This window comes from Pseudomonas sp. SDO5271_S396, assembly GCF_054071795.1.
In genome coordinates this window covers 1-19,470 of the sequence record NZ_JBSVWB010000031.1, presented here as the reverse complement: position 1 = coordinate 19,470, position 19,470 = coordinate 1, and the positions used below count along the sequence as shown (strand labels likewise).

Annotated in this window: 17 protein-coding genes; 1 reads left to right on the top strand and 16 read right to left on the bottom strand. The window is 63.5% G+C overall.

The window, feature by feature from the left end; all coding sequences use genetic code 11:
- Positions 1–30 precede the first annotated feature (30 nt).
- From ACW9IN_RS19950 to ACW9IN_RS19895, 12 genes are read right to left on the bottom strand one after another with little or no spacing between them, the layout of a single operon-like run.
- Positions 31–2,343, bottom strand: a complete 2,313-nt coding sequence (locus ACW9IN_RS19950) for an MMPL family transporter (protein WP_457367484.1) — start codon at positions 2,341–2,343, stop codon at positions 31–33.
- On the bottom strand, positions 2,333–2,986 hold the full coding sequence (locus ACW9IN_RS19945) for an outer membrane lipoprotein carrier protein LolA (protein WP_457367526.1): 654 nt from the start codon (positions 2,984–2,986) through the stop codon (positions 2,333–2,335). The genes ACW9IN_RS19950 and ACW9IN_RS19945 overlap by 11 nt, the downstream gene beginning before the upstream one ends.
- Before the next feature lie 44 nt (positions 2,987–3,030).
- The gene (locus tag ACW9IN_RS19940) at positions 3,031–3,456 is read right to left on the bottom strand and encodes an acyl-CoA thioesterase (protein WP_457367483.1); all 426 of its coding nucleotides are present in this window, start codon (positions 3,454–3,456) and stop codon (positions 3,031–3,033) included.
- The gene (locus ACW9IN_RS19935; RefSeq protein ID WP_457367482.1) at positions 3,449–4,990 is read right to left on the bottom strand and encodes an HAL/PAL/TAL family ammonia-lyase; all 1,542 of its coding nucleotides are present in this window, start codon (positions 4,988–4,990) and stop codon (positions 3,449–3,451) included. The genes ACW9IN_RS19940 and ACW9IN_RS19935 overlap by 8 nt, the downstream gene beginning before the upstream one ends.
- Positions 4,974–5,909, bottom strand: a complete 936-nt coding sequence (locus ACW9IN_RS19930) for an LpxL/LpxP family acyltransferase (protein WP_457367481.1) — start codon at positions 5,907–5,909, stop codon at positions 4,974–4,976. Before ACW9IN_RS19930 ends, ACW9IN_RS19935 begins: the two co-directional genes overlap by 17 nt.
- Complete coding sequence (locus ACW9IN_RS19925; protein ID WP_457367480.1) at positions 5,906–6,640, bottom strand: glycosyltransferase family 2 protein; 735 nt, start codon at positions 6,638–6,640, stop codon at positions 5,906–5,908. Before ACW9IN_RS19925 ends, ACW9IN_RS19930 begins: the two co-directional genes overlap by 4 nt.
- On the bottom strand, positions 6,633–8,303 hold the full coding sequence (locus tag ACW9IN_RS19920) for an ApeI family dehydratase (RefSeq protein WP_457367479.1): 1,671 nt from the start codon (positions 8,301–8,303) through the stop codon (positions 6,633–6,635). Before ACW9IN_RS19920 ends, ACW9IN_RS19925 begins: the two co-directional genes overlap by 8 nt.
- Entirely contained in the window at positions 8,300–8,845 is a 546-nt protein-coding gene (locus ACW9IN_RS19915) for a hypothetical protein (RefSeq protein ID WP_457367478.1), read from the bottom strand. The genes ACW9IN_RS19920 and ACW9IN_RS19915 overlap by 4 nt, the downstream gene beginning before the upstream one ends.
- Positions 8,842–9,096, bottom strand: a complete 255-nt coding sequence (locus ACW9IN_RS19910) for an acyl carrier protein (protein WP_457367477.1) — start codon at positions 9,094–9,096, stop codon at positions 8,842–8,844. The genes ACW9IN_RS19915 and ACW9IN_RS19910 overlap by 4 nt, the downstream gene beginning before the upstream one ends.
- Before the next feature lie 9 nt (positions 9,097–9,105).
- Entirely contained in the window at positions 9,106–9,375 is a 270-nt protein-coding gene (locus ACW9IN_RS19905; RefSeq protein ID WP_457367476.1) for a phosphopantetheine-binding protein, read from the bottom strand.
- Positions 9,353–10,165, bottom strand: coding sequence for a lysophospholipid acyltransferase family protein (locus ACW9IN_RS19900; protein WP_457367475.1), 813 nt, complete (start codon positions 10,163–10,165; stop codon positions 9,353–9,355). Before ACW9IN_RS19900 ends, ACW9IN_RS19905 begins: the two co-directional genes overlap by 23 nt.
- Positions 10,141–10,860, bottom strand: coding sequence for a beta-ketoacyl synthase chain length factor (locus ACW9IN_RS19895; RefSeq protein ID WP_457367474.1), 720 nt, complete (start codon positions 10,858–10,860; stop codon positions 10,141–10,143). The genes ACW9IN_RS19900 and ACW9IN_RS19895 overlap by 25 nt, the downstream gene beginning before the upstream one ends.
- Positions 10,861–11,208: 348 nt before the next feature.
- On the opposite strand from ACW9IN_RS19895, the gene ACW9IN_RS19890 reads away from it, so the two are divergent.
- Complete coding sequence (locus ACW9IN_RS19890; protein WP_457367473.1) at positions 11,209–11,979, top strand: ParA family protein; 771 nt, start codon at positions 11,209–11,211, stop codon at positions 11,977–11,979.
- A 153-nt stretch (positions 11,980–12,132) separates the two neighbouring features.
- On the opposite strand, the gene trxC is transcribed toward ACW9IN_RS19890, so the two are convergent.
- The 4 genes from trxC to ACW9IN_RS19870 all read right to left on the bottom strand — a co-directional run bounded on the left by trxC (position 12,133) and on the right by ACW9IN_RS19870 (position 19,292).
- Positions 12,133–12,567, bottom strand: a complete 435-nt coding sequence (gene trxC / locus ACW9IN_RS19885; RefSeq protein ID WP_457367472.1) for a thioredoxin TrxC — start codon at positions 12,565–12,567, stop codon at positions 12,133–12,135.
- Between the two features lie 78 nt (positions 12,568–12,645).
- The gene (gene selO, locus ACW9IN_RS19880) at positions 12,646–14,109 is read right to left on the bottom strand and encodes a protein adenylyltransferase SelO (protein WP_457367471.1); all 1,464 of its coding nucleotides are present in this window, start codon (positions 14,107–14,109) and stop codon (positions 12,646–12,648) included.
- A 48-nt stretch (positions 14,110–14,157) separates the two neighbouring features.
- On the bottom strand, positions 14,158–17,496 hold the full coding sequence (gene mscK / locus ACW9IN_RS19875; protein ID WP_457367470.1) for a mechanosensitive channel MscK: 3,339 nt from the start codon (positions 17,494–17,496) through the stop codon (positions 14,158–14,160).
- Between the two features lie 53 nt (positions 17,497–17,549).
- Complete coding sequence (locus tag ACW9IN_RS19870) at positions 17,550–19,292, bottom strand: potassium/proton antiporter (RefSeq protein WP_457367469.1); 1,743 nt, start codon at positions 19,290–19,292, stop codon at positions 17,550–17,552.
- Positions 19,293–19,470: the final 178 nt, after the last annotated feature.

The window sequence follows — 19,470 nt, the reverse complement described above, 5'->3', positions numbered from 1 at the left end:
ATGGGCTCCTTGCCGCGTTGGCGTTAATCATCATGAGGCGTGCTTCTGCTGACCGGCCCAGGGCGCCAGCATAAAGCTGAACGCCAGGCCAAGGCTGACCGACAGGCCGAAATTGCTCACCGCCGGCGTGCTGGAGATCGCCAGCAGGCCGAACGACAACCAGGTGGTCACGGCGGCAAGTAGAGTGCCCAGCAGGCTCACCGCCGGGCCGCCGATCTGCTCGCGCATGAGGATCGCGTAATCCACGCTGATGGCGGTGACCAGCAGCAGACCGAACAGGCTGAACAGGGTCAGTGGCTGGCCGAGCCAGCCAAGGCTGGCCAGGCTGCACAGCGCTGCCAGCAAGGGCAGCGCAACGATGCGCAGGGCACCGCCAAAACCGAAGGGCAGTATCAGCAGCAGCACGATCAGCACGCACGACATCAACTTCAGTTCAGCGGCGCTGACCTGCGTATCGGCAAACACCCGGTTCAGATCGCCCAGGCGATCCACCAGTTGCACGCCGGGCAAATCCACCGCCTGCACCCGCAATAACGCCGGGTTGTTCAAGCCTTGCAAACTGACCATGGCCGCGACGCCGCCATCCACCTGGCCCAGCCACAATGTGCGCCAGGGCTCGGCCAGCGGGCCTGCCAACGCAGCGTCGATGTCTTGGGCGGGCAGTGCTTGCAGTTGCGCCACTTCGGTTTGCAGGGCGCTGACGGGCACGCCAAGGTCCAGTAGCGGTTGCCAGTGTTGCGGCAGTCTGTTCAGCGCATCGCGCAGCCGTTGCTGTTCGGCGGGCGGGCTGACCAGTTGATTGAGCGCCAGATAGCCTTGGAGCTTGTCCATGCTCACCAGTTGATCCAGACGTTGGCCCAGTGCGGCCTGGCGCTCCAGCAACTGTTGCTGGTTTTGCGCACGTACCAGGAAAAACTGGCTGGTGGGCTGGAATCCGGTGATGCGCGCCACGGCCTGCGCTTCTTGCAGCAACTGCGGCGGTGCGCCGATCCATTGGCGGATATCGTTCTTGCTGTCGAGGTGCCACAGGCCACCGGCGCAAAACAGCAGCACCAGCGCCAGCAGCACTGGGCTCGGCACGCGCTTGAGCAAGGCGCTGCGCGCGAGCCACAGGACCTCGGCGATGCGCAGCGGCCATTGCGCCGGGCGCAGTTCCACGCCTTTGAGCAGTGCCGGTAACAGGCACACCGCCGACAGGTAGGCGCCAACCAGGCCGGCGGCGGAGAACACCGCGATTTGCGTCAGGGCCGGGAACGGCGTCCAGGCCAGTGCGAGGTAGCCAATGCAACTGGTGGCCAGGCTCAGGCTCAGCCCCGGCAGTGTCAGGCGCAGCGCCGGCCAACTGCGCCACGGCTTCAGGCTCCAGCTCTTCGACAGGTAGTGCAGCGGGTAGTCCACCGCTACGCCAATCAGGCTGGAGCCCAGCACCAGCGTCATCACATGCATGTGGCCAAACAGCGCCACACAGGCCACCGCGCCAAACAGCATGCCCACCAGCACCGGCACGAACGCCAGCAATACCCGCCAGCGCCGGAAGGCCAGCAATAGCAGCAACAGGATGCCGACGGTCGCGCCGCCGCCGACCCAGGTGATTTCCCGCGTGGCCTGCTGTTGCCCGTTGGCGGCGTAGAGCAAGCCACTGGCGGCCAGCAGTTGCGCGCCTTGTCCTGCTGCGTGTTCGCGGCTGGCCTGGAGCAGATCCGCCACTTGCAGCGGCAGCTTCATGTCGAACGCATTGCCGGTAGTACGCGCGCGCAGCAGCACCCAGCTTTTACCGTCGGCATCGGCGATCAATGCACCGCTGCCAATGTCCAGTTGCACCGAGCCGTGCTGCGGCTGGCTGTTCTGGATGCGTCCGGTGAGGCCCAGCCAGTCGTCCTGGCTCGGCACCAGGCTGAAGCCGGTGAAGGGGTCGAACAGGGCTTGCACCCGCTGCTGGATAAACGCATCGGGGTGTTCGATCAGTTGTTCGCGATCCTTGGCCGAGAGCATCGCCAGGCGACCGCGCAGCAGTTGTTCGCGCAGTGCCGGCAAGTCGGCTTGCAGGTTCCACTGCACCTTTTCAAACAGCCCGCTGGCTTGCCAGCGCTCACCCAGTTGCTGCGCCACGGCCAGCGCTTGCTGGCGATCGGCATGCCCCACCAGCACCAGCATTTCGCGGTTCAGGGGTTCCTGCATGCGCTGCTCGGCCTGTTGTTCCAGGGCGTCCGGCGTGTTGCCCGGCACCAGCTCCATCAGGTTGGCCGACAACGGCGCGCCCTGGCGCCACTGCCAGCCGGCCAGGGCCAGCACGGCCACCAGCAGGATCAGGAACAGGCGCGGCAACAGGCGTTCACTGGGCAAAGTCGTGCTGCTCCGCATCACTCAAGGGCTGGCCGGCGGTGCTGTCTTGCATACGCAACACGGTGCTGTCGCCCTGGGTTTCCAGCAGTTCGATGGTCTGCACCAGTTCGCCGCCGTCGATATTGATCCGGGTGAAGACCTGCTTGAGCAACAGCGAGCGCGGGATCAGCGTGAGCGTCCACTGCTTGGGCTCGCCTTGCAGTTGCAATTCGAAGTCGCGCTGCAAACCGCTGCTGTCACCCTGCAGCACGGCGAGGAACAGACGATTCTGTTCGGCGCCGGCGCTTTTGTTCGGCAGCAGTTGCCAGCCGTTGGCATCGCGACGGGCAATGCCCTGGGCGCTGATGCGGTAGTCCTGTTGCAAGGGCGTCTTGAGCAGCCACAACAGGCCGTGGTCTTTGGCGAGCACGAAGGTGCCTTTGCTGACCAGGGGCTGGGGCAGGGCGCGCAGGTGTTTTTCCTGGATGAAGTTGCCGTGGATCACGGAGGGTTTGGCGAGTTGGTCGCTGAGCTGCTGCAAGTCAAAAGCATGAGCGCTAAAGCTCAAGAACAACCCGATCAAAAATGTGGGAGCGGGCTTGCCCGCGATGAACCTGAGGGCGCCGCGCAGTGTCAGGCGGCTCGCGTTATCGTTGACGTCCATCGCGGGCAAGTCGAGTCGTCGCACCGCCGCTCCCACAGGGGATCTCATTTCAAGGCTCTCTCTACGGTGTCGGTGAATACTTTGGGCGATGCCAACTGCATCTCGCGGCTGGCGATTTCCACCGCCACCTGCACGGTGCTGGCGCGGGTCAGGCGCTCGCCGCTGGCCAGGTCGGTAATCAGGTAATTGACCTTCAAGCGGTTCTCCCATTCCACCAGGCTCGCACGCACGTTGATCGTCTGGCCGAACACGGCACCGCGCACGTAGCGCAGTTGCAGGTCGATCACCGGCCAGGCGTAGCCCGATTCGAGCATGTGCGTGTAGTTGTGGCCGAGCTTGTCCAGCAGCGCACAGCGCGCCACTTCCAGGTACTTCACATAGTGCCCGTGCCACACCACGTTCATAGTGTCGACGTCGAAAAACGGCACCAGGATCTTGGTGTCGCAATGCAGTACGCCAGGGCTACGCATGCAGCCTCCAGTGTTGCTCGGCAATACGTTGCAGGCACAGGCGCAGCTCGCCTTCCAGGGCGCGGTCTTCGATCACCGGCGGGAAGTCCTTGGCCAGTTGCTCATGCATGGCGGCCAGGGCCGGTGGCAAGGGGCGTGCATCGTCGGCCTGGGCGCGTAGCCACACGCCCTGGTTGGCGGCGAGCAGCGTGGCGGCGGCGACCTGCTCGGTGAGTTCCAGCACGCGGATCGCATCGCGGGCGGCGATGGTGCCCATGCTCACCTTGTCCTGGTTATGGCACTCGGTGGAGCGCGAGAACACACTGGCCGGCATGGTGTTTTTCAGCGCCTCGGCGGTCCAGGCGCTGGCGCCGATCTGCACGGCCTTGAAGCCGTGATTGATCATGGCGCGGTCGGCTGGCGCGCCCGACAGGTTGCTCGGCAGGCCGTGGTTGTAGCGCACGTCCACCAGCAGCGCGAGTTGACGGTCGAGCAGGTCGGCGACGTTGGCCACCAGGGTCTTGAGGCTGTCCATGGCGAAAGCAATGTGGCCGCCGTAGAAATGACCGCCGTGCAGCACGCGTTCTTCTTCGGCGTCGATGATCGGGTTGTCGTTGGCGCTGTTCAGTTCGGTCTCGATGAAACCGCGCAACCAGCCCAGGCTGTCGGCCAGCACGCCGAGCACATGGGGCGCGCAGCGCAGCGAGTAACGGTCCTGCAAGCGATGCAGCGGCGCGGTCGGCGCGTCGATGGCCAGGTCCTTGCGCAGCCAGGCGGCCACTTGCATCTGCCCGGGGTGCGGCTTGGCGGCGAACAGGCGCTCGTCGAAGTGTTCCGGGTTGCCTTGCAGCGCCACCACGTTCAGCGCGGTGATGCGCGTGGCCAGTTGCAACAGGTAGTCGGCGCGGGCGAAGGCCAGGCACGCGAGGCCGGTCATCACGGCGGTGCCGTTCATCAGCGCCAGGGCTTCCTTGGGGCGCAACACCAGCGGGTCCCAGCCCAGCTCGCGGTGCACGTCGGCGGCCTGGCGGCGTTCGCCACGGAACATTACTTCACGCTCGCCGGACAGGGTTGCGGCCACATAGGACAGCGGTGTCAGGTCGCCGCTCGCGCCCACCGAACCTTCTTCCGGGATCAGTGGCAGCACGTCGTGTTCCAGGAAGGCATGCAGGCGCTCCAGCAATTCCACACGCACCCCGGACACGCCATGGCACAGCGACTGCAAACGCGCCGCCAGTACCGCACGGGTGGCCTGGGCATCGAGCAGTTTGCCCAGCCCGCAACCGTGGAAGGTGTACAGGTGACGCGGCAACGCCTCGACGTGCTGCAACGGCACCGCCACTACGCAGGAGTCGCCGTAGCCGGTGGTCACGCCGTAGATCACGCCTTCCTTGTCCAGCAGCGAATCCAGAAACTGCGCACCCTTGGCGATACGTTGGCGATACGCGGCATCGTCCTGCAAGCGGGTGGGCGCCTGACGGTTGGCCAGGGCCAGTACGTCTTCGATGCGCAGGGGGCGTTCGCCAAAGGTGACTGGCTCAAGATGCGTCGTCATCGGTCTTCCAGAAAGGGTAAAAGTTGAACCATTGTTGGGGCGCTTCCAGGCAGAACTGGCCCAGGCGTGCGGCATAGCGCGCGGTCCACAGGGCTATGACCTGCTCGCGGCTGGTGCGTTTCCATTCGATCCGTTGCGTGAACGGTTCGATGGTCAGGCGATAGCGGTTTTGGTGTTTGAGGCACATCAGCAGGTTGACCGGGCATTTAAGCAGGCCGGCCAGCAGCCACGGGCCTTGGGGGAAAGCGGCGTCATGACCGAGGAAATCCACGCGCACCGTGCGCCCACCGTGCAGCGGCACGCGGTCGCCGGCAATCGCCAGCCATTCGCCGTCGTCCAGGCGTTGGCTGAGCAACAGCATGGTGGCCGGGTCCAGTTCGCTTACTTGGATCAAGCGCAAATGGGTGGCACCCGCTTCGCCCAGCAGACGGTTGAATTGCTCGGCGTGCTTGGTATGCACCAGCACGTTCATCGTGACTTGTTCGCCGATTTCGGCGAGTGCGCGGCACACTTCCAGGTTGCCCAAATGTGCGCCCACCAGCATCTGCCCGCGCTCGCCACGCAGTTGCCCGCGCAATTGCGCGGGGTCGTCGATCTCGATTTGTTCGATGCGCAGTTTGCCGTTCCACACGTCGAGCTTGTCGAGCAAGGAGTCGGCGAAGGCTATGAACTGGCCGAAGACCTTGCGGTGGTTGGGGCGCAGTTCGTCGCGGCCACTCCAGTCGGCCAGGCGCTGCTGGTACTGCCAGGCGCTCTGGCGCGCGGTGCGGCCAAACAGGAAAAAATACAGCACGATGCCGTACAGCAATGGGCTGAGCAGGCGACGGCCCAGCACTTTGGCGGCGAAGGCGGTGAGCTTCATCAGCCAGTAGCTGCCGCGCTCCTCGCGGTCTGCCCAGTGTTTGCCGCTGTCGCTCATGCTTGCCACCGTCGCCACAGGATCATCGGCGCGCGCACCAGCATGCCGAAGAACAGCCGGGTGTGCATCGCCGAGATGCGCACGTTGTCGCGAAACAGCCGGAAGTGCGACAGGCCATCGGCAGGGTAATGCACTTGGGTCGGCAACCAGCGCATCGGCTGGTTGCGCCAGGCCAGGCGTACCAGGATGTCGGAGTCGAAGTCCATGCGCGTGCCGATGTAGGCCGCGTCCATCAGTGCCAGCACCGGCGCCAGCGGGTACACGCGAAAGCCGCACATGGAGTCGCGGATTTGCAGGGACAAGGTGTTGATCCACACCCACACGTGGGTCAGGTAGCGCGCGTACAGGCGGCCTTTGGGCACGCTGTCGTCATATTCGGGGTAGCCGCAGACAATGGCGTTGGGGTGACGGCGCGAGCTGTCGAGAAAGGTCTCGACTTCGCGCAGGTCGTGTTGGCCGTCGGCGTCGACTTGCAGGGCGTGGCTGAAGCCCAGGCGCGCGGCCTCGCGGAAACCGGCCATTACCGCACCGCCTTTGCCTTGGTTGCTCGGCAGGGTCAGCAGGGTGACGTTCTCCAGCGTGGCCAGCTGTGCCAATACTGCCGCGCAGGCCGGGCTGCTGCCGTCGTCGACCAGCAGGCAGGGCAGGCCACTGTTCAGCAGGCTGTGGACCACGGCGGGCACGGCGGCTTCGTGGTTGTAGACCGGGATGAGGGCGCAGGGGTTATGCATCGACGGTCTCCAGCAAAATCCGCCCGCTGGAACACGCCGCGACACCGTTGCGATAGGCGAAGTACAACTTGCCGCGCTCCTGATCAAAGCGCAGGTGCAGTTCGATCGCATCGCCCGGGCGCACCAGCTGCTGGAACTTGAGCACTTCCATCCCGGCAAAGGTCGGCGGCAGGTCGAGCAGTTGCTGGCCCAGGTTGAACGCCCATTCCACTTGCACCACGCCCGGCAGCACCGGGGTCACCGGGAAGTGTCCGCTGAAATGGGCCAGATCCGGCGGGACGCTCAGTTGCAGGGTCCATTCGCCGTCGGCTTCGACTTGCTCCAGCACCTCTGGCGCCTTGGGGCGCGGCGCCAGCAGCAGCGTTTCGATGTCGGCCTGGGGCAATTTGCCTTGGCTGTTCAGGGGTAACTGGCGCAGCAGGCGCCAGCGACGGGGCAGGGCCAGGGCTTCACAATGCTGGCTCAAATGCTCGCGCAGGGTGTGGGTGACGCTGCGCCGGCCCTGATTGCGCAAGGCGTGCAAGCCATCGGCGCTGAGTACCACCAGCGCGCCGAGGGACGCGCGGTTTTCCCGCACCACGCCCAGGCGGGTTTCGGCGACCCACGGGTGGCTCATCAGCGCCTGTTCGAGCATGGGCAGGGAGATGCGTTTTTCTTCCAGCTTGACGATGCGGTCCAGACGCCCCAGCAGCTCGAAACGGCCATCGGCATGGATGCGCGCAGCGTCGGCGGTCTGTTCGATATGCCCGGCAGGCAGGTAGGGCGATGCGATGCGCAGGGCGCCGTCGGCATCCTGGCTCAGTTTCACATCGGCGAAAGGCTGCCAGGGTTGCGCACCCTGGCGCCAGGCGATGCCGCCGGTTTCCGAACTGCCGAGGATTTCCGTCGGCCATTGCTGCAAGCGGTCGTAAAGCTCGCCCGCCGCTTCGATAGGCAAGGCGCCGCCTGAGGAGAACACCCGCGCCACTCGGCTCAGGGCCGGCCAGTCGAGGTTGTCGCCCATGCGCTTGAGCAGTGCCGGGCTTGCCACCCAGGCGAACTGTTGGTGCTCGCGGCTGGCGCGCTGCAGGTCTTCGGGGAACGCCAGTTGCCTGCGCACGAAAGTACGGCCAGCGCACAGCGGCCACAGCACCCGGAACAGCAAGCCGTAGATGTGCTGGGTGGCGACGCTGCCAATGATGCAGGCGTCCTTGAGGTCCGAACCCCACAAGGCTTCCAGGGCCTGCACTTCATTGGCCAGCTGGCGCAGGGTCTTGTCGATACGCTTGGGCTCGCCGCTGGAGCCGGAAGTGCACAGGCTCAGTTGGCAGGTGTCCAGGTCCAGCGCAGCGGCGCTCAACGGAGCTTGATACAGCGCGTCGAGATCGTCGGGCGCAACCAGCCAGGCGTCGACGGCATCGCTCCAGCGCTGGCGGGTCTGGGGTTGCAGGTCGGCGGGCAGCAGTACGCTGACGCCCGCGCGCCAGGCACCCAGCAGGGCAATCGCCAGCAGGCCGGCGTCTTCCAGGTACACGGCCAGGCGCCGGATGCCGCGCGCTTGCAGGCCTGCCGCCAGGCTCAGGGATTGCGCCCACAACTGGGCGTGATTCATCGCAGGTTCGGTGGTGACCGGACGCTGCTCCAGCGGCTCAAGCAGCACGTGCTCAAGTTTCAACCCATTCATACGCGGCCTCGAACCCTTTGTCGTACCAGCCATTCCACGGCAAACAACAGCCCCATCAGCCCGTAGGCGATCAGGCCGTTGTACAACGTCCACCAGCTCAGCGGCGCCCAAAGGGTGAGGGCGGTGGCGAGCAGGCCATTGCACAGAAAAAACACACTCCACACCACGGTGACCTGGCGCGTATACACAATGGCGTGGGCCGGCAGCACCGGGTCGGTCATGCGGGCCAGGCGTTCCACCATGGGCGGGCCGTATTTCAGGCTCAGGCCGAACAGCGCGAGCATGAAGCCGTTGACCAGGCTCGGGTACCAGCGCAACAGGTGCGGGTCATCGAACCAGGCCAACAGCAGGCAGAACAGGATCACCGCGACTGCCATCCAGCGGCTGCCGGGGCGGCGCGCGCCCGTCAGTGCGCGCAACAGCCACAGGCCGCCGAGCAGCAGGCCGAATTGCCAGGGGGCGAAGTGCTCAGTGCCGTAATACACCGCAAAGGGGTACAGCAGCCCCGCCAGCAACAGGCCAAGGCCGATCAGCCGGCTCATGCGGCCGGTTGCACCAGGCGGTATACCGCCTCAACCACATCGTTCACGGTGCGTACGGCCTTGAATTCTTCGGTGGCGATCTTCTTACCGGTCTGGCGCTTGATATGGTCGATCAGGTCCACGGCATCGATGCTGTCGATTTCCAGGTCCTGGTACAGGTTGGCGTCAAGGGTGACGCGTGCAGGGTCCAGTTCGAACAGTTCCACCAGAGCATCGCGCAGGGTGTTGAAAATATCGTCACGAGTTTGCATGGTCCGGTCTCAAGCTGCCTGTCTGGCCGTGACGAACGCCGCGAGGCTGGCCACGTTGGTGAAGTGATTGCGGGTGTCCTTGGCGTCGGCGTCGATCTTGATGCCGTACTTTTTCTGGATGGCCAGGCCCAGTTCCAGGGCGTCGACCGAGTCCAGGCCCAGGCCTTCGCCGAACAGGATCTGATCGCTGCCAATGTCGTCGACGCTGATGTCTTCCAGGCCCAGGGCCTCGATGATCAGGGCCTTTATATCGTGCTCAAGGCGGTGTTGGTCGCTCATCTTCGGCGAGCTCCTTAATGAAATAGTGATGCAGGTAATCGTTGAGCTTGCGTGACGCCTGGGGCGCGGGCCCGAGCGCACTGAACGCGTGTGGTTCTATATCGGCACCTACCCGCAAACTGAAGTGCACGCGGCATTTGGGGATGCGGTACCAGGGTTCGGCCTTGGTCAGGGTGGTGGGGCTGACCTTGATCACCACAGGGGTGATGATTGTCGCACCGCGCAGTGCGATGGCGGCGCCCCCGCGATGAAAGGCAGGCGCCGCGCCGGGTGTGGTGCGGGTGCCTTCGGGAAAGATGATCAGGGTCTGGCCGGCCAGCAGCGCATCGGCGGCGGCATCCAGCATGTCGGCGCTGCCGTCGTTGCTGATATAGCCGGCATCCCGCACCGGGCCTCGCGTGCAGGGGTTTTTCCAGAGGCTCTGCTTGACCACGCAGTTGGCCTGGCGCACCAGGCCGATCAGAAACACCACGTCGATCAGCGATGGGTGGTTGGCAATGATCATCTGGCCGGGGCGCCCCAGTTTCTCGGCACCTTCGACGCTGTAGGTGAGCACGCCAGCACGCTGCATCAACCGGATGAAGAACCAGAACAGCTTGCTGACGGTATGGCGGGCACGGCGCCGATGTTTTTCCACACCGCCCGGCAGGCAACTGAGCAGCGGAAACACCAGCAGACGCAGGCACAGCCCGCCGACGCCAAACAGGAAGAAGCTGGCGGCGGTGGCGAACAGGCGCCAGTAATAGGCGTCCCGTGGTTTATCGGTCACGGCTTGCGTTGCCAGTTCCATACGCGGTTCTTCCAGGCATGTTGGCAGGCGACCTGTTCAGTGAGCAGGGTGCGCAGCAGGTCCAGGGCGTGTGGCCACTGGGTTTTCGTGGGTTGGACAGTGCCGGTGCGCAGTTCCAGCTGCCACTCGTCGCCCGGGGTCAGCAGCAGGCCGAGGGCATAGGGGAAAGGCACATCGCTGATCCAGCGGCTGTAGGCTTCAGGCGGTTGTTCTTCGGTGATCACCAGCAATACCGCCGGGGCGCCTTCGTTGAGCAGCGCGGCGGCTTCGAGCATGCCGTGCTCCAGACCGTCTCCAGCGGCGGCGAGGGCGGTCATTTCGCTGGTTTCATTGCGCAGGATCGACCACAGCCCAATCACGGCGTTGTGTACCGACAGGCTGAATTGGGTCGGCGACAGCGGCTGGTCATTGGCCAGGTCGCTGAGGATGTCGAGGGTACGCGGGGTTTCGCCGTGCCGGGAGATGAACACCAGCGGCAGATTCTGCAGGCCCTCGGCCAATGGCCAGCCGACGCTGAACGCCATGCGTGCCAGGCGGCTCAGGCGGCGGCGCTGCATGGCCGGCAGGAACGACACGTCGGGGGCCGAATCGCTTGCGGGCAGCAACACCGGGTCCCGGCACCAGGCGTGCCAGTCGTCCGCGCTGTCCAGGCCAGGCGCCCATGCGCGCCATTGGGCGATGTTGAAAGTGATCACTGAGAAGTTATCCCGCCCCTGCGGGCTTCCATGTGCGGCCGTTGGCCCGGTTTACCGGGACAGAGAGCAAGAGCCGAGTGGCGCGCATTATCCCGGTGCTGCGGGGTTCTAGCAAACTTTGGTAAAGAATTGTTCACGGATGATTACAAATTGGTCGGAAAGAATTACAGATTGTCCTTTACCAGACCGCTGACTGGATTGTCGGACCCTTCCTCTTCAGATGTCGGTTGCGTATGACAGTCGGGTCGCCCACTGCCGTTGATGCAGGCGTGCATGGATGAACGAGGTAGCTAACAGGCGCTTTTGCCCTCTACACTCGGACATTCATTGATACACGGAGGTTTTTCCATGCGGCGTGTGGTGTTCAATCAGAAAGGCGGTGTTGGCAAGTCCAGCATTGCCTGCAACCTGGCGGCGGTCAGCGCCAGCGAAGGCTATCGAACCCTGTTGGTGGACCTCGATGCACAAGCCAACTCAACCCAGTACCTCACCGGGTTGACCGGTGACGATATTCCCATGGGGATCGCGGATTTTTTCAAGCAAACCCTGTCTTCCGGGCCGTTTTCCAAGAAGAACAAGGTGGATATCTACGAAACACCGTTCGACAACCTGCACGTCATCACCGCGACCCCGGAGTTGGCCGACCTGCAACCCAAGCTCGAGGCCAAGCACAAGATCAACAAGCTGAGAAAGCTGCTGGATGATCTGAGTGAGGATTACGACCGGATTTACCTGGATACGCCGCCGGCGTTGAATTTTTATGCGGTTTCGGCGCTGATTGCCGCTGATCGCGTGCTGATTCCCTTCGACTGCGACAGTTTTTCGCGCCAGGCGCTGTATGGCCTGCTGGCGGAAATCGAAGAGTTGAAAGAAGACCACAACGAAGGACTTGAAGTGGAAGGCATTGTGGTCAACCAGTTCCAGGCCCGGGCGAGCCTGCCCCAGCAGATGCTTGATGAGCTGATTGCAGAAGGGTTGCCGGTACTGCCGGTGTACCTGGCCAGTTCCGTGCGTATGCGTGAGTCGCACCAGGAGAGCAGGCCGCTGATCCATCTCGACCCACGGCACAAGCTGACGCAGCAGTTTGTGGAGTTGCATAACCTGCTGGAAAACGCGTGATCTGACAGGCAGCGCGGACCTGAGTTTGAAATGCGATCAGTGTGGGAGCTGGCTTGTCGAATCTTCGCACCGCTGCGATGGCATCGCCTCGGTGTATCAGGCAGACCGGGTCGCCTGCATCGCAGGCAAGCCAGCTCCCACATTTGATTGTGGTTAGACTCCCTGGCTGCGTAACCAGGCCATCAACTGCGGTAACGGAAACGCCCCGCTCTGGCGCGCCACTTCGCGGCCGTTCTTGAACAGAATCAAACTGGGAATCGAGCGAATCCCCAACTGCGCCGACAACTGTTGATTGGCCTCGCTGTCTAGCTTGGCCAGCCGGCACTTGCCTTCCAACTGCCCGGCCGCCTGCTCGAACACCGGCGCAAACGATTTGCATGGCCCACACCAGTCGGCCCATACATCCACCAGCAACGGCAAATCTCCCTTGATCTGGCTGGCGTAGTCGCCTTGCTTCAGCTCAAACGGCTTGTTCAGCAACACGGGCTGTTTGCAGCGCCCGCATTTGGGCGCATCGCCCAGGCGTTCGCCGGGGATGCGGTTGAGGCCGTTGCAATGTGGGCAGGGGATGACAAGTGGGTCGGACATGGTGAGGCTCCTTGGATGTGGCCAATGGACTTTATTTGGAGCCAGCGCTGCTACTTATCAAGCCCGCTCAGTACAGGCTTACGAGGAACAACTAATCTCCAAATGCTTGCCCCAATCCGGCGGTCGCTGCGCGTACTGTTCCATCCCCGGTTGTTCCTCAAACGGTTTGCTCAGCACTTCATGCAGGCGTCTTACTTCGCTGTAATCCCCAGATTCGGCAGCAGCGATGGCGTTTTGCGCCAGGTAGTTGCGCAGGATGTAGAGCGGGTTCACCCCATGCATCCGCGCCCGGCGTTGCTCTTGGCTGTCGTCCCCATCCCGTGCAACACGCGCCTTGTACCGCTCGGCCCAGGCATCGAACCCGGCCAGGTCGACAAAGTCATCACGTAAACGCGCCACGGCCAACGCCGCCGATTCATCTCCCAGGCGGCGGAAGAACAGGGTGTAATCCACGCCGCTGTTCTGCATCAGTTTCAACAAATGCTCGACCAACTGTTGGTCAGCGTCTTCGGCGGTGGTGAGCCCCAGGCGGCGGCGCATCAGGTCCAGATAGTTGGCCTGGTACAGCGGCAGGTACAGCCCAAGCGCTTCTTTCAAGGCATCGACGCTGATGAACGGCGTCAGTGCTTGCGCCAATGCGCTGAGGTTCCACTGCCCGATCGGCACCTGATTGCTGAAGGAATAGCGCCCTTCATGGTCCGAGTGGTTGCAAATGAAGTGCGCGTCAAAGTCATCCAGGAACGCGAACGGACCGAAGTCGAAGGTGATACCCAGGATCGACATGTTGTCGGTGTTCATCACGCCGTGGCAGAAGCCATAAGCCTGCCATTTGGCGATCAGTTCGGCATTGCGCTCGACGATTTCGCGGAACATCGCCAGGTACGGTTCGGGCTGTTCGCGGCACTCGGGGTAGTGCAGGTTCAGTACGTGTTCGGCCAGTTGCGCTTGCTGTTCGGATTTCTGGGTGTAGTAGAAGTATTCGAAGTGGCCGAAGCGGATATGACTGGGTGCCATGCGCAGTACCATCGCGCCGCGTTCCTGTTTCTCGCGCCACACCGGGGTGTCGGAGCCGATTACGCACAGCGCGCGGCTGCTGGGGATGCCCAGCGCATGCAGCGCCTCGGAGGCCAGAAACTCGCGGATCGACGAGCGCAGCACCGCGCGACCATCGCCCATGCGCGAGTAAGGCGTCATGCCGGCACCTTTGAGGTGCAAGTCCCAGTGCTCGCCGGCCGCGTTGTACACCTCACCCAACAGCAACCCGCGACCATCACCCAGTTGCGGGGTGTAGCCGCCGAACTGATGTCCTGAATACACCATCGCCCGGGGTTCCGCCTCGGCCCACAGTTTGTGGCCGCCAAACAGTTCGGCAAATACCGGGGTTTCGGCCACGGTAGGGTCCAGGTCGAGCAAGGCCATGGCGGCATCACTCGCCACCACCAGGCGGGGGTTGTCGAGGGGTTCAGGCAATACGTGGGTCGAAAACGCGTCGCCCAGGCGTGCGAAGCGGTTGTCGAAGGTGAGTTCGTCGAGGGCTTTCACCGGCCATCTCCAGCAGAATGTCCGAGCATTCTGCTGGGGATAGCGCGGTTAGTCGAGCTTGGTGGGCGGTGGTTCTTGCACGCCGCCATCGTTGGCGGGCTTGTTCGGTGCGTCGACTTCCACCAGTTTGTATTCCTGGCCATGGAGGTTCTTGAGGTAGACCTCCATCTGGCGGAAAGAGATGTTGATGTGTTCTTTCTTGAACTCGCGGTTGATAAAGCGGTTCACCTCGTCGATGACCGGGTTGCGGTCGCCCAGGTCGCGCACGTGCATGCGCAGTTCGTGGTCGAGGGTGCTTTCGCCGAAGTTCAGGAAGTACACGTGGGGCTCCGGTTCCTTGAGCACCCGAGGGTTGTCGCGGGCGGCCTTGAGCAGCAATTCCTTCACGCGGTCCAGGTCGGAGCCGTAGTCCACGCCGAGTTTGAGGGTGACGCGGGTGATGGTGTCGGTCAGCGACCAGTTGATCAATTGCCCGGTGATGAACGTCTTGTTCGGAACAATGATGTCCTTGCGGTCAAAGTCGGTGATCGTGGTGGCACGGATGCGGATCTTGCTCACCGTGCCCGACAGGTTGCCGATGGTGATGGTGTCGCCGATGCGCACCGGGCGTTCGAACAGGATCATGATGCCGGAGATGAAGTTGGCGAAGATCTCCTGCATACCGAAACCCAGGCCCACCGACAGTGCCGCCACCAGCCATTGCAACTTGTCCCAGCTCACGCCGAGGGTCGACAGCGTCGACACGAAGCCCACGCCGGCGATCACGTAGGACAGCAGCGTGGTCGTCGCGTATGCACTGCCCTGGGCCAGGTCCAGCTTGGACAGCACCAGCACCTCCAGCAAACCGGGCAGGTTGCGTGCCAGGGCAAAGGTGATACCGATGATGATCAGCGCACCCAGCAAGTCGCCGATGCTGATCGGCACCATGCTGATATTGGCCCCGGTGCCGCTGGTGTATTCGTAGAGGGTGACGTTGTCCAGGTATGAGAACACCGAGATCAGGTCTGCCCACACCCAATACAGCGCGGCGATAAAGCCGCCGAGCAGGGCCAGGCGGATCAGGCGCATGGATTGTTCGTTGACCTGTTCGATGTCCAGGGTTGGCTCTTCGATGACGGCTTCGCCTTCCCCGGCTTCCTTGGCAGCCTGGCGTTTGGCCAGGGCGCGGGCATAGGCCAGGCGTCGTGCGGCAACGCCCAGGCCGCGGACGAAGGTGGCTTCGATCACCAGCCAGAACATCAGCAGGTACAGGGTATTGATCAGCCGGTCGCTGAGCTTGAGCGCGGTGTAGTAGTAGCCGAAGCACACGGCCACGAACAGCGCGATGGGCAGGGCGGTAAACAGCAAGCCCACGGCCTTGCGGAACAGCGAGGCTTTTTCGTGGGTCGGGCTGTTCAGCAGCAAGCGGCCCAGCAGCCAGGCCATCAACGCGTAGCACAGCAACACCACGCCGATGCCCAGTACATCGTCGGCGAGCGCCGCCGGCTGGTGTTCGGCGATGGCCACCACGGCTACCAGGGCCAACACCACCAGGCCGAGTTTGCGCACCCAGCCCTGGAGGAATTCGACCTGGGGTTTTTCCCAACGGAAGTGCAGCTCGGCCACACCGCCCGGCGCGAGGATGCGGTAAGCGGTGTAGAACACCAGCCACGCCTGGGCGATCTGCAGCAGTGCGGCACCCAGGTTGGCGTTTTGCCCGCGGGCGTCGATCTGCAACGCGTAGCCGCACAACGCCAGGCCCAGGGCCACCGGCATCGCCAGCAGGATATTGATCAGGATGGCCTGGGGCGTGTGCCACTGGCTGTCACGCTTGAAGTGGCCGATATCCAGGTGGACCTTGCTCAAGCGCTGATACAGGTGCTTGCGCCGCCACAGCAGGGCGCCGATCAGCAGCAACAACGGCAGGAACAACAGCGGACGCTGGGTCAGGCCGTCATACAGTTCGCTGACGCTGGAGGCCCAGGGCAGGGTGGCCACTTGCTTGCTCAGGTGCGACGGCACCGTTTCCAGCCATTCGGTGTCCAGCGGCTTGTTGCTGGGGATCCAGAACATCTGTTCGTCCAGCGTGGCGCGCAGGGTGGTCGCGGTGCTGAGCAGTTGTTTCTGGTTCAGTTGCAGCGTGATGGATTCATTGAGCAGTGCACTCAGTTCGCGGCTCAGGCGTTCGAGCAGATCGCTGCGGGTGATCGCCAGTTCCAGCAGGGTGCGCCGCAATTGCGGGGTGACGTCCTCCGGCGACTGATTCGCCAGCAGGTTATCCACATAGGTGCCGGGTGAGCTGATCAGTTCGCGTTGCTGGTTGACCTCGAACTGGTACAGGCGAATGTTGGCGATGTCGTCCGCCAGGTCGCGGTCCACCGTGAGGCGCGGCAGGGCCTGCTTCTGTTTGTAGAGGATCTTGGACAGCAGCAGGCTGCCCTTGAGCACGTTGATCTGTTCGTCCAGTGCCGAATCGCTCTGGGTCACGGTGTCCAGCTGCTGCTTGGTTTGCAGGTTCTTCTGGGTCAGAGCGTTGAGCCGGTCGGTGCTTTTGAGCAGGTAGTCGGACAGTTTCAGGTTGGCGGCGCTTTCGGTGGCGAGCAGGCTGCTGCCACCGGCCTTTTGGGCCTCGATGGACTGCTGGGTCACCGTCTCCTGGGATTGGGCCAGGCGTTTCTGGTTGATCAGGGTTTGCAGGTCCTGGATTTCCTGTTCCAGGCGCGCGGTTTTTTCCACCACCAGGTCGTGCTGGCTGTTGCCCAGGTCTTGCAACTGGCTGTTGCCGGCCAGTTCCTGGCGACGCAGGGGGATCAGTGCGTTCAGGGCCGCGAGTTCAGCGTTGAGCTGGTTGCGTTGGTCGCCGCTGAGGGCCTTGCCGTTGTCCTTGCCCAGCTTGAGGGTGGCGTTGATCTGCTGGATGCGTGTCTGGCTGCTGCTGATTTCGGTCTGGGCGCGCTCGGGGCGGGTCTGCGCAGCGATGGTCAGGCTGTTGGCATCGGCCAGGTCTTTTTGCAGATCACCTTGCTGGGTGCTGCGCTGGACCAGCAGTTGCTCAAGCTGCGGCACCGGCAAGGTGGCGTAGCGTTGGGCTACGGGAATGATTTTGGTGGCCTTGAGCCGGGTCAGCTCGCGCTGGTTGTCGCTGGTCTGGCGTGGCGCCTCTTCTAGCTGGCGCTTGAGGTCGATGAGCCGCTGGTCGTAATCCTGCTTGTTGCCCAGGTAAGTCAGGGTCTGTTGCAGGATGGTTTGCAGCGCCTTCATGTCGGCGTCGGGCAGCTTGCGGTCGGGCAGCTTGTCCAGGCTTTGCTGGATGGCGTCGGCGCTGGGCGGGTCGGCGGCGTACACGCTGCCGACACAGAGGGTCAGGCCCAGCAGGGCAGTGGCGAGAAAAGTGCGCAGGGTTGGCATAGAGACCGGTCGAGCAAGATGGAGAAAAAGGGAGCGTGCTGTCGCTCCGCAGTTTAGAGGAAGAGTCCGGGGCCCGGGCGACTTCCTTCGGGGAATCTGACGCCCACTTTGCCGATCTTGTTCCCGTCCATGACCGCGACCGTCCAGATGGTGTTGTTCCACTCCACCTGGTCGCCCACCACCGGTGCGCCGCCGACTTTCTGGGTAATGAAGCGGCTCAGCGGCATGTCCGGGTCGATGCCTTCCAGCTTCAGGCCGTACAGGGCGGACACCGCGCCCAGCTGGGCGTCGCCTTCCAATACGAAGTCGCCGAAGAAGCGCAGGTCGAGGCCGCGTTGCGGCGCCTGGCTGAACAGTTTGCCCAGGGCCGGCAGGTTGTGTTCATGGCCGATCACGCAGAGCAGGTCGCCGACTTCCAGCACCGTACTACCCGACGGATGGAGCAGTTGCTGGCCACGGAACAGTGCGGCGATCCGCGTGCCTTCGGGCATTTTCAGCTCGCGCAGGGCGGCGCCGATGCACCATTTTTCTGCGCCGAGGCGATAGACGAACAACTCCCACTCGCTGGTGACGTGCACTTCCAGGGCGGCGCGGGAGATCGGCGCCGGGTCCGGCGGGACGGTGACTTTCAGCAGTTTGGCCACCCACGGCAGGCTCGTGCCCTGCACCAGCAGCGAGACCAGCACGATAAAGAACGCCAGGTTGAAGTACAGCTGCGCATGGGGCAGCCCGGCCATGAGCGGGAACACCGCGAGGATGATCGGTACCGCGCCGCGCAGGCCCACCCAGGCGATAAAGGCTTTTTCGCGACCGTGGAACGCCTTGAATGGCAGCAGGCCGACGATCACCGACAAAGGCCGCGCGAACAGGATCATCCACAACGCCAGGCCCAGGGCCGGCAACGCGATGGGCAGCAGGTCGTGGGGCGTGACCAGCAGGCCCAGCACCAGGAACATGCCGATCTGGGCCAGCCAGGCCATGCCGTCGAGCATATGCAAAATGCCATGACGGCTGCGCACCGGGCGGTTGCCGATCACCAGGCCGCACAGGTACACGGCGAGGAAGCCGCTGCCATGCAGGGCGTTGGTCAGGGCGAACACCACCAGGCCACCGGCGATCACCAGGATCGGGTACAGGCCGGTGGCCAGGTTGATGCGGTTGACCATTTGCAGCATGAGCCAGCCGCCGCCCAGGCCGACGACGCCGCCGATGCCGAATTCACGCACCAGATGCGTCAGCAGGCTCCAATGCAGGCCGGTCTGGCCACTGGCGAGCATGTCGATCAGGGTGACGGTGAGGAACACCGCCATCGGGTCGTTGCTGCCGGACTCGATTTCCAGGCTGGCGGTAACCCGTTCGTTCAGGCCTTTGCCGCCCAGTAGCGAGAACACCGCTGCGGCATCGGTGGAGCCGACGATGGCGCCGATCAGCAAGCCTTGAATGATATTGAGGTCGAACAGCCAGGCGGCGGCCATGCCGGTGAGGCCGGTGGTGATCAGCACCCCCACCGTGGCCAGCGACAGCGCCGGCCACAAGGCCACGCGGAAACTCGCCACCCGCGTGCGCAGGCCGCCATCGAGCAGGATCACGGCCAGTGCCAGGTTGCCCACCAGGTAGGCGGTCGGGTAGTTGTCGAAAATGATGCCGCCGCCGTCGACGCCGGCGACCATGCCCACGGCCAGGATGATCACCAGGATCGGAATCCCCAGGCGGGACGAAAGAGAACTGACCAGAATGCTCGCACCCACCAGCAACGCGCCGATCAAGAACAGGCTGTTGATGGTCGTCGCATTCAAAGGCAGTACTCCATGAGCAATAGGGACGGGACGCAAACTGACCATGCAGTCCGCGTGCCAGCGATTCTAACCTGTTGAATTGGCGCGCTGTCAAAAAGCTTTTAAGGGCATACGTCGATCTAATGTGGGAGCTGGCTTGCCTGCGATAGCGGTGTGTCAGTCACTGGAGGAGTCGGCT

Coding starts and splice junctions, on each gene's coding strand:
- ACW9IN_RS19945 (WP_457367526.1), bottom strand. CDS start 2,986: ATGGACGTCAACGATAACGCGAGCCGCCTGACACTGCGCGGCGCCCTC.
- ACW9IN_RS19940 (WP_457367483.1), bottom strand. CDS start 3,456: ATGCGTAGCCCTGGCGTACTGCATTGCGACACCAAGATCCTGGTGCCG.
- ACW9IN_RS19935 (WP_457367482.1), bottom strand. CDS start 4,990: ATGACGACGCATCTTGAGCCAGTCACCTTTGGCGAACGCCCCCTGCGC.
- ACW9IN_RS19930 (WP_457367481.1), bottom strand. CDS start 5,909: ATGAGCGACAGCGGCAAACACTGGGCAGACCGCGAGGAGCGCGGCAGC.
- ACW9IN_RS19925 (WP_457367480.1), bottom strand. CDS start 6,640: ATGCATAACCCCTGCGCCCTCATCCCGGTCTACAACCACGAAGCCGCC.
- ACW9IN_RS19920 (WP_457367479.1), bottom strand. CDS start 8,303: ATGAATGGGTTGAAACTTGAGCACGTGCTGCTTGAGCCGCTGGAGCAG.
- ACW9IN_RS19915 (WP_457367478.1), bottom strand. CDS start 8,845: ATGAGCCGGCTGATCGGCCTTGGCCTGTTGCTGGCGGGGCTGCTGTAC.
- ACW9IN_RS19910 (WP_457367477.1), bottom strand. CDS start 9,096: ATGCAAACTCGTGACGATATTTTCAACACCCTGCGCGATGCTCTGGTG.
- ACW9IN_RS19905 (WP_457367476.1), bottom strand. CDS start 9,375: ATGAGCGACCAACACCGCCTTGAGCACGATATAAAGGCCCTGATCATC.
- ACW9IN_RS19900 (WP_457367475.1), bottom strand. CDS start 10,165: ATGGAACTGGCAACGCAAGCCGTGACCGATAAACCACGGGACGCCTAT.
- ACW9IN_RS19890 (WP_457367473.1), top strand. CDS start 11,209: ATGCGGCGTGTGGTGTTCAATCAGAAAGGCGGTGTTGGCAAGTCCAGC.
- trxC (WP_457367472.1), bottom strand. CDS start 12,567: ATGTCCGACCCACTTGTCATCCCCTGCCCACATTGCAACGGCCTCAAC.
- mscK (WP_457367470.1), bottom strand. CDS start 17,496: ATGCCAACCCTGCGCACTTTTCTCGCCACTGCCCTGCTGGGCCTGACC.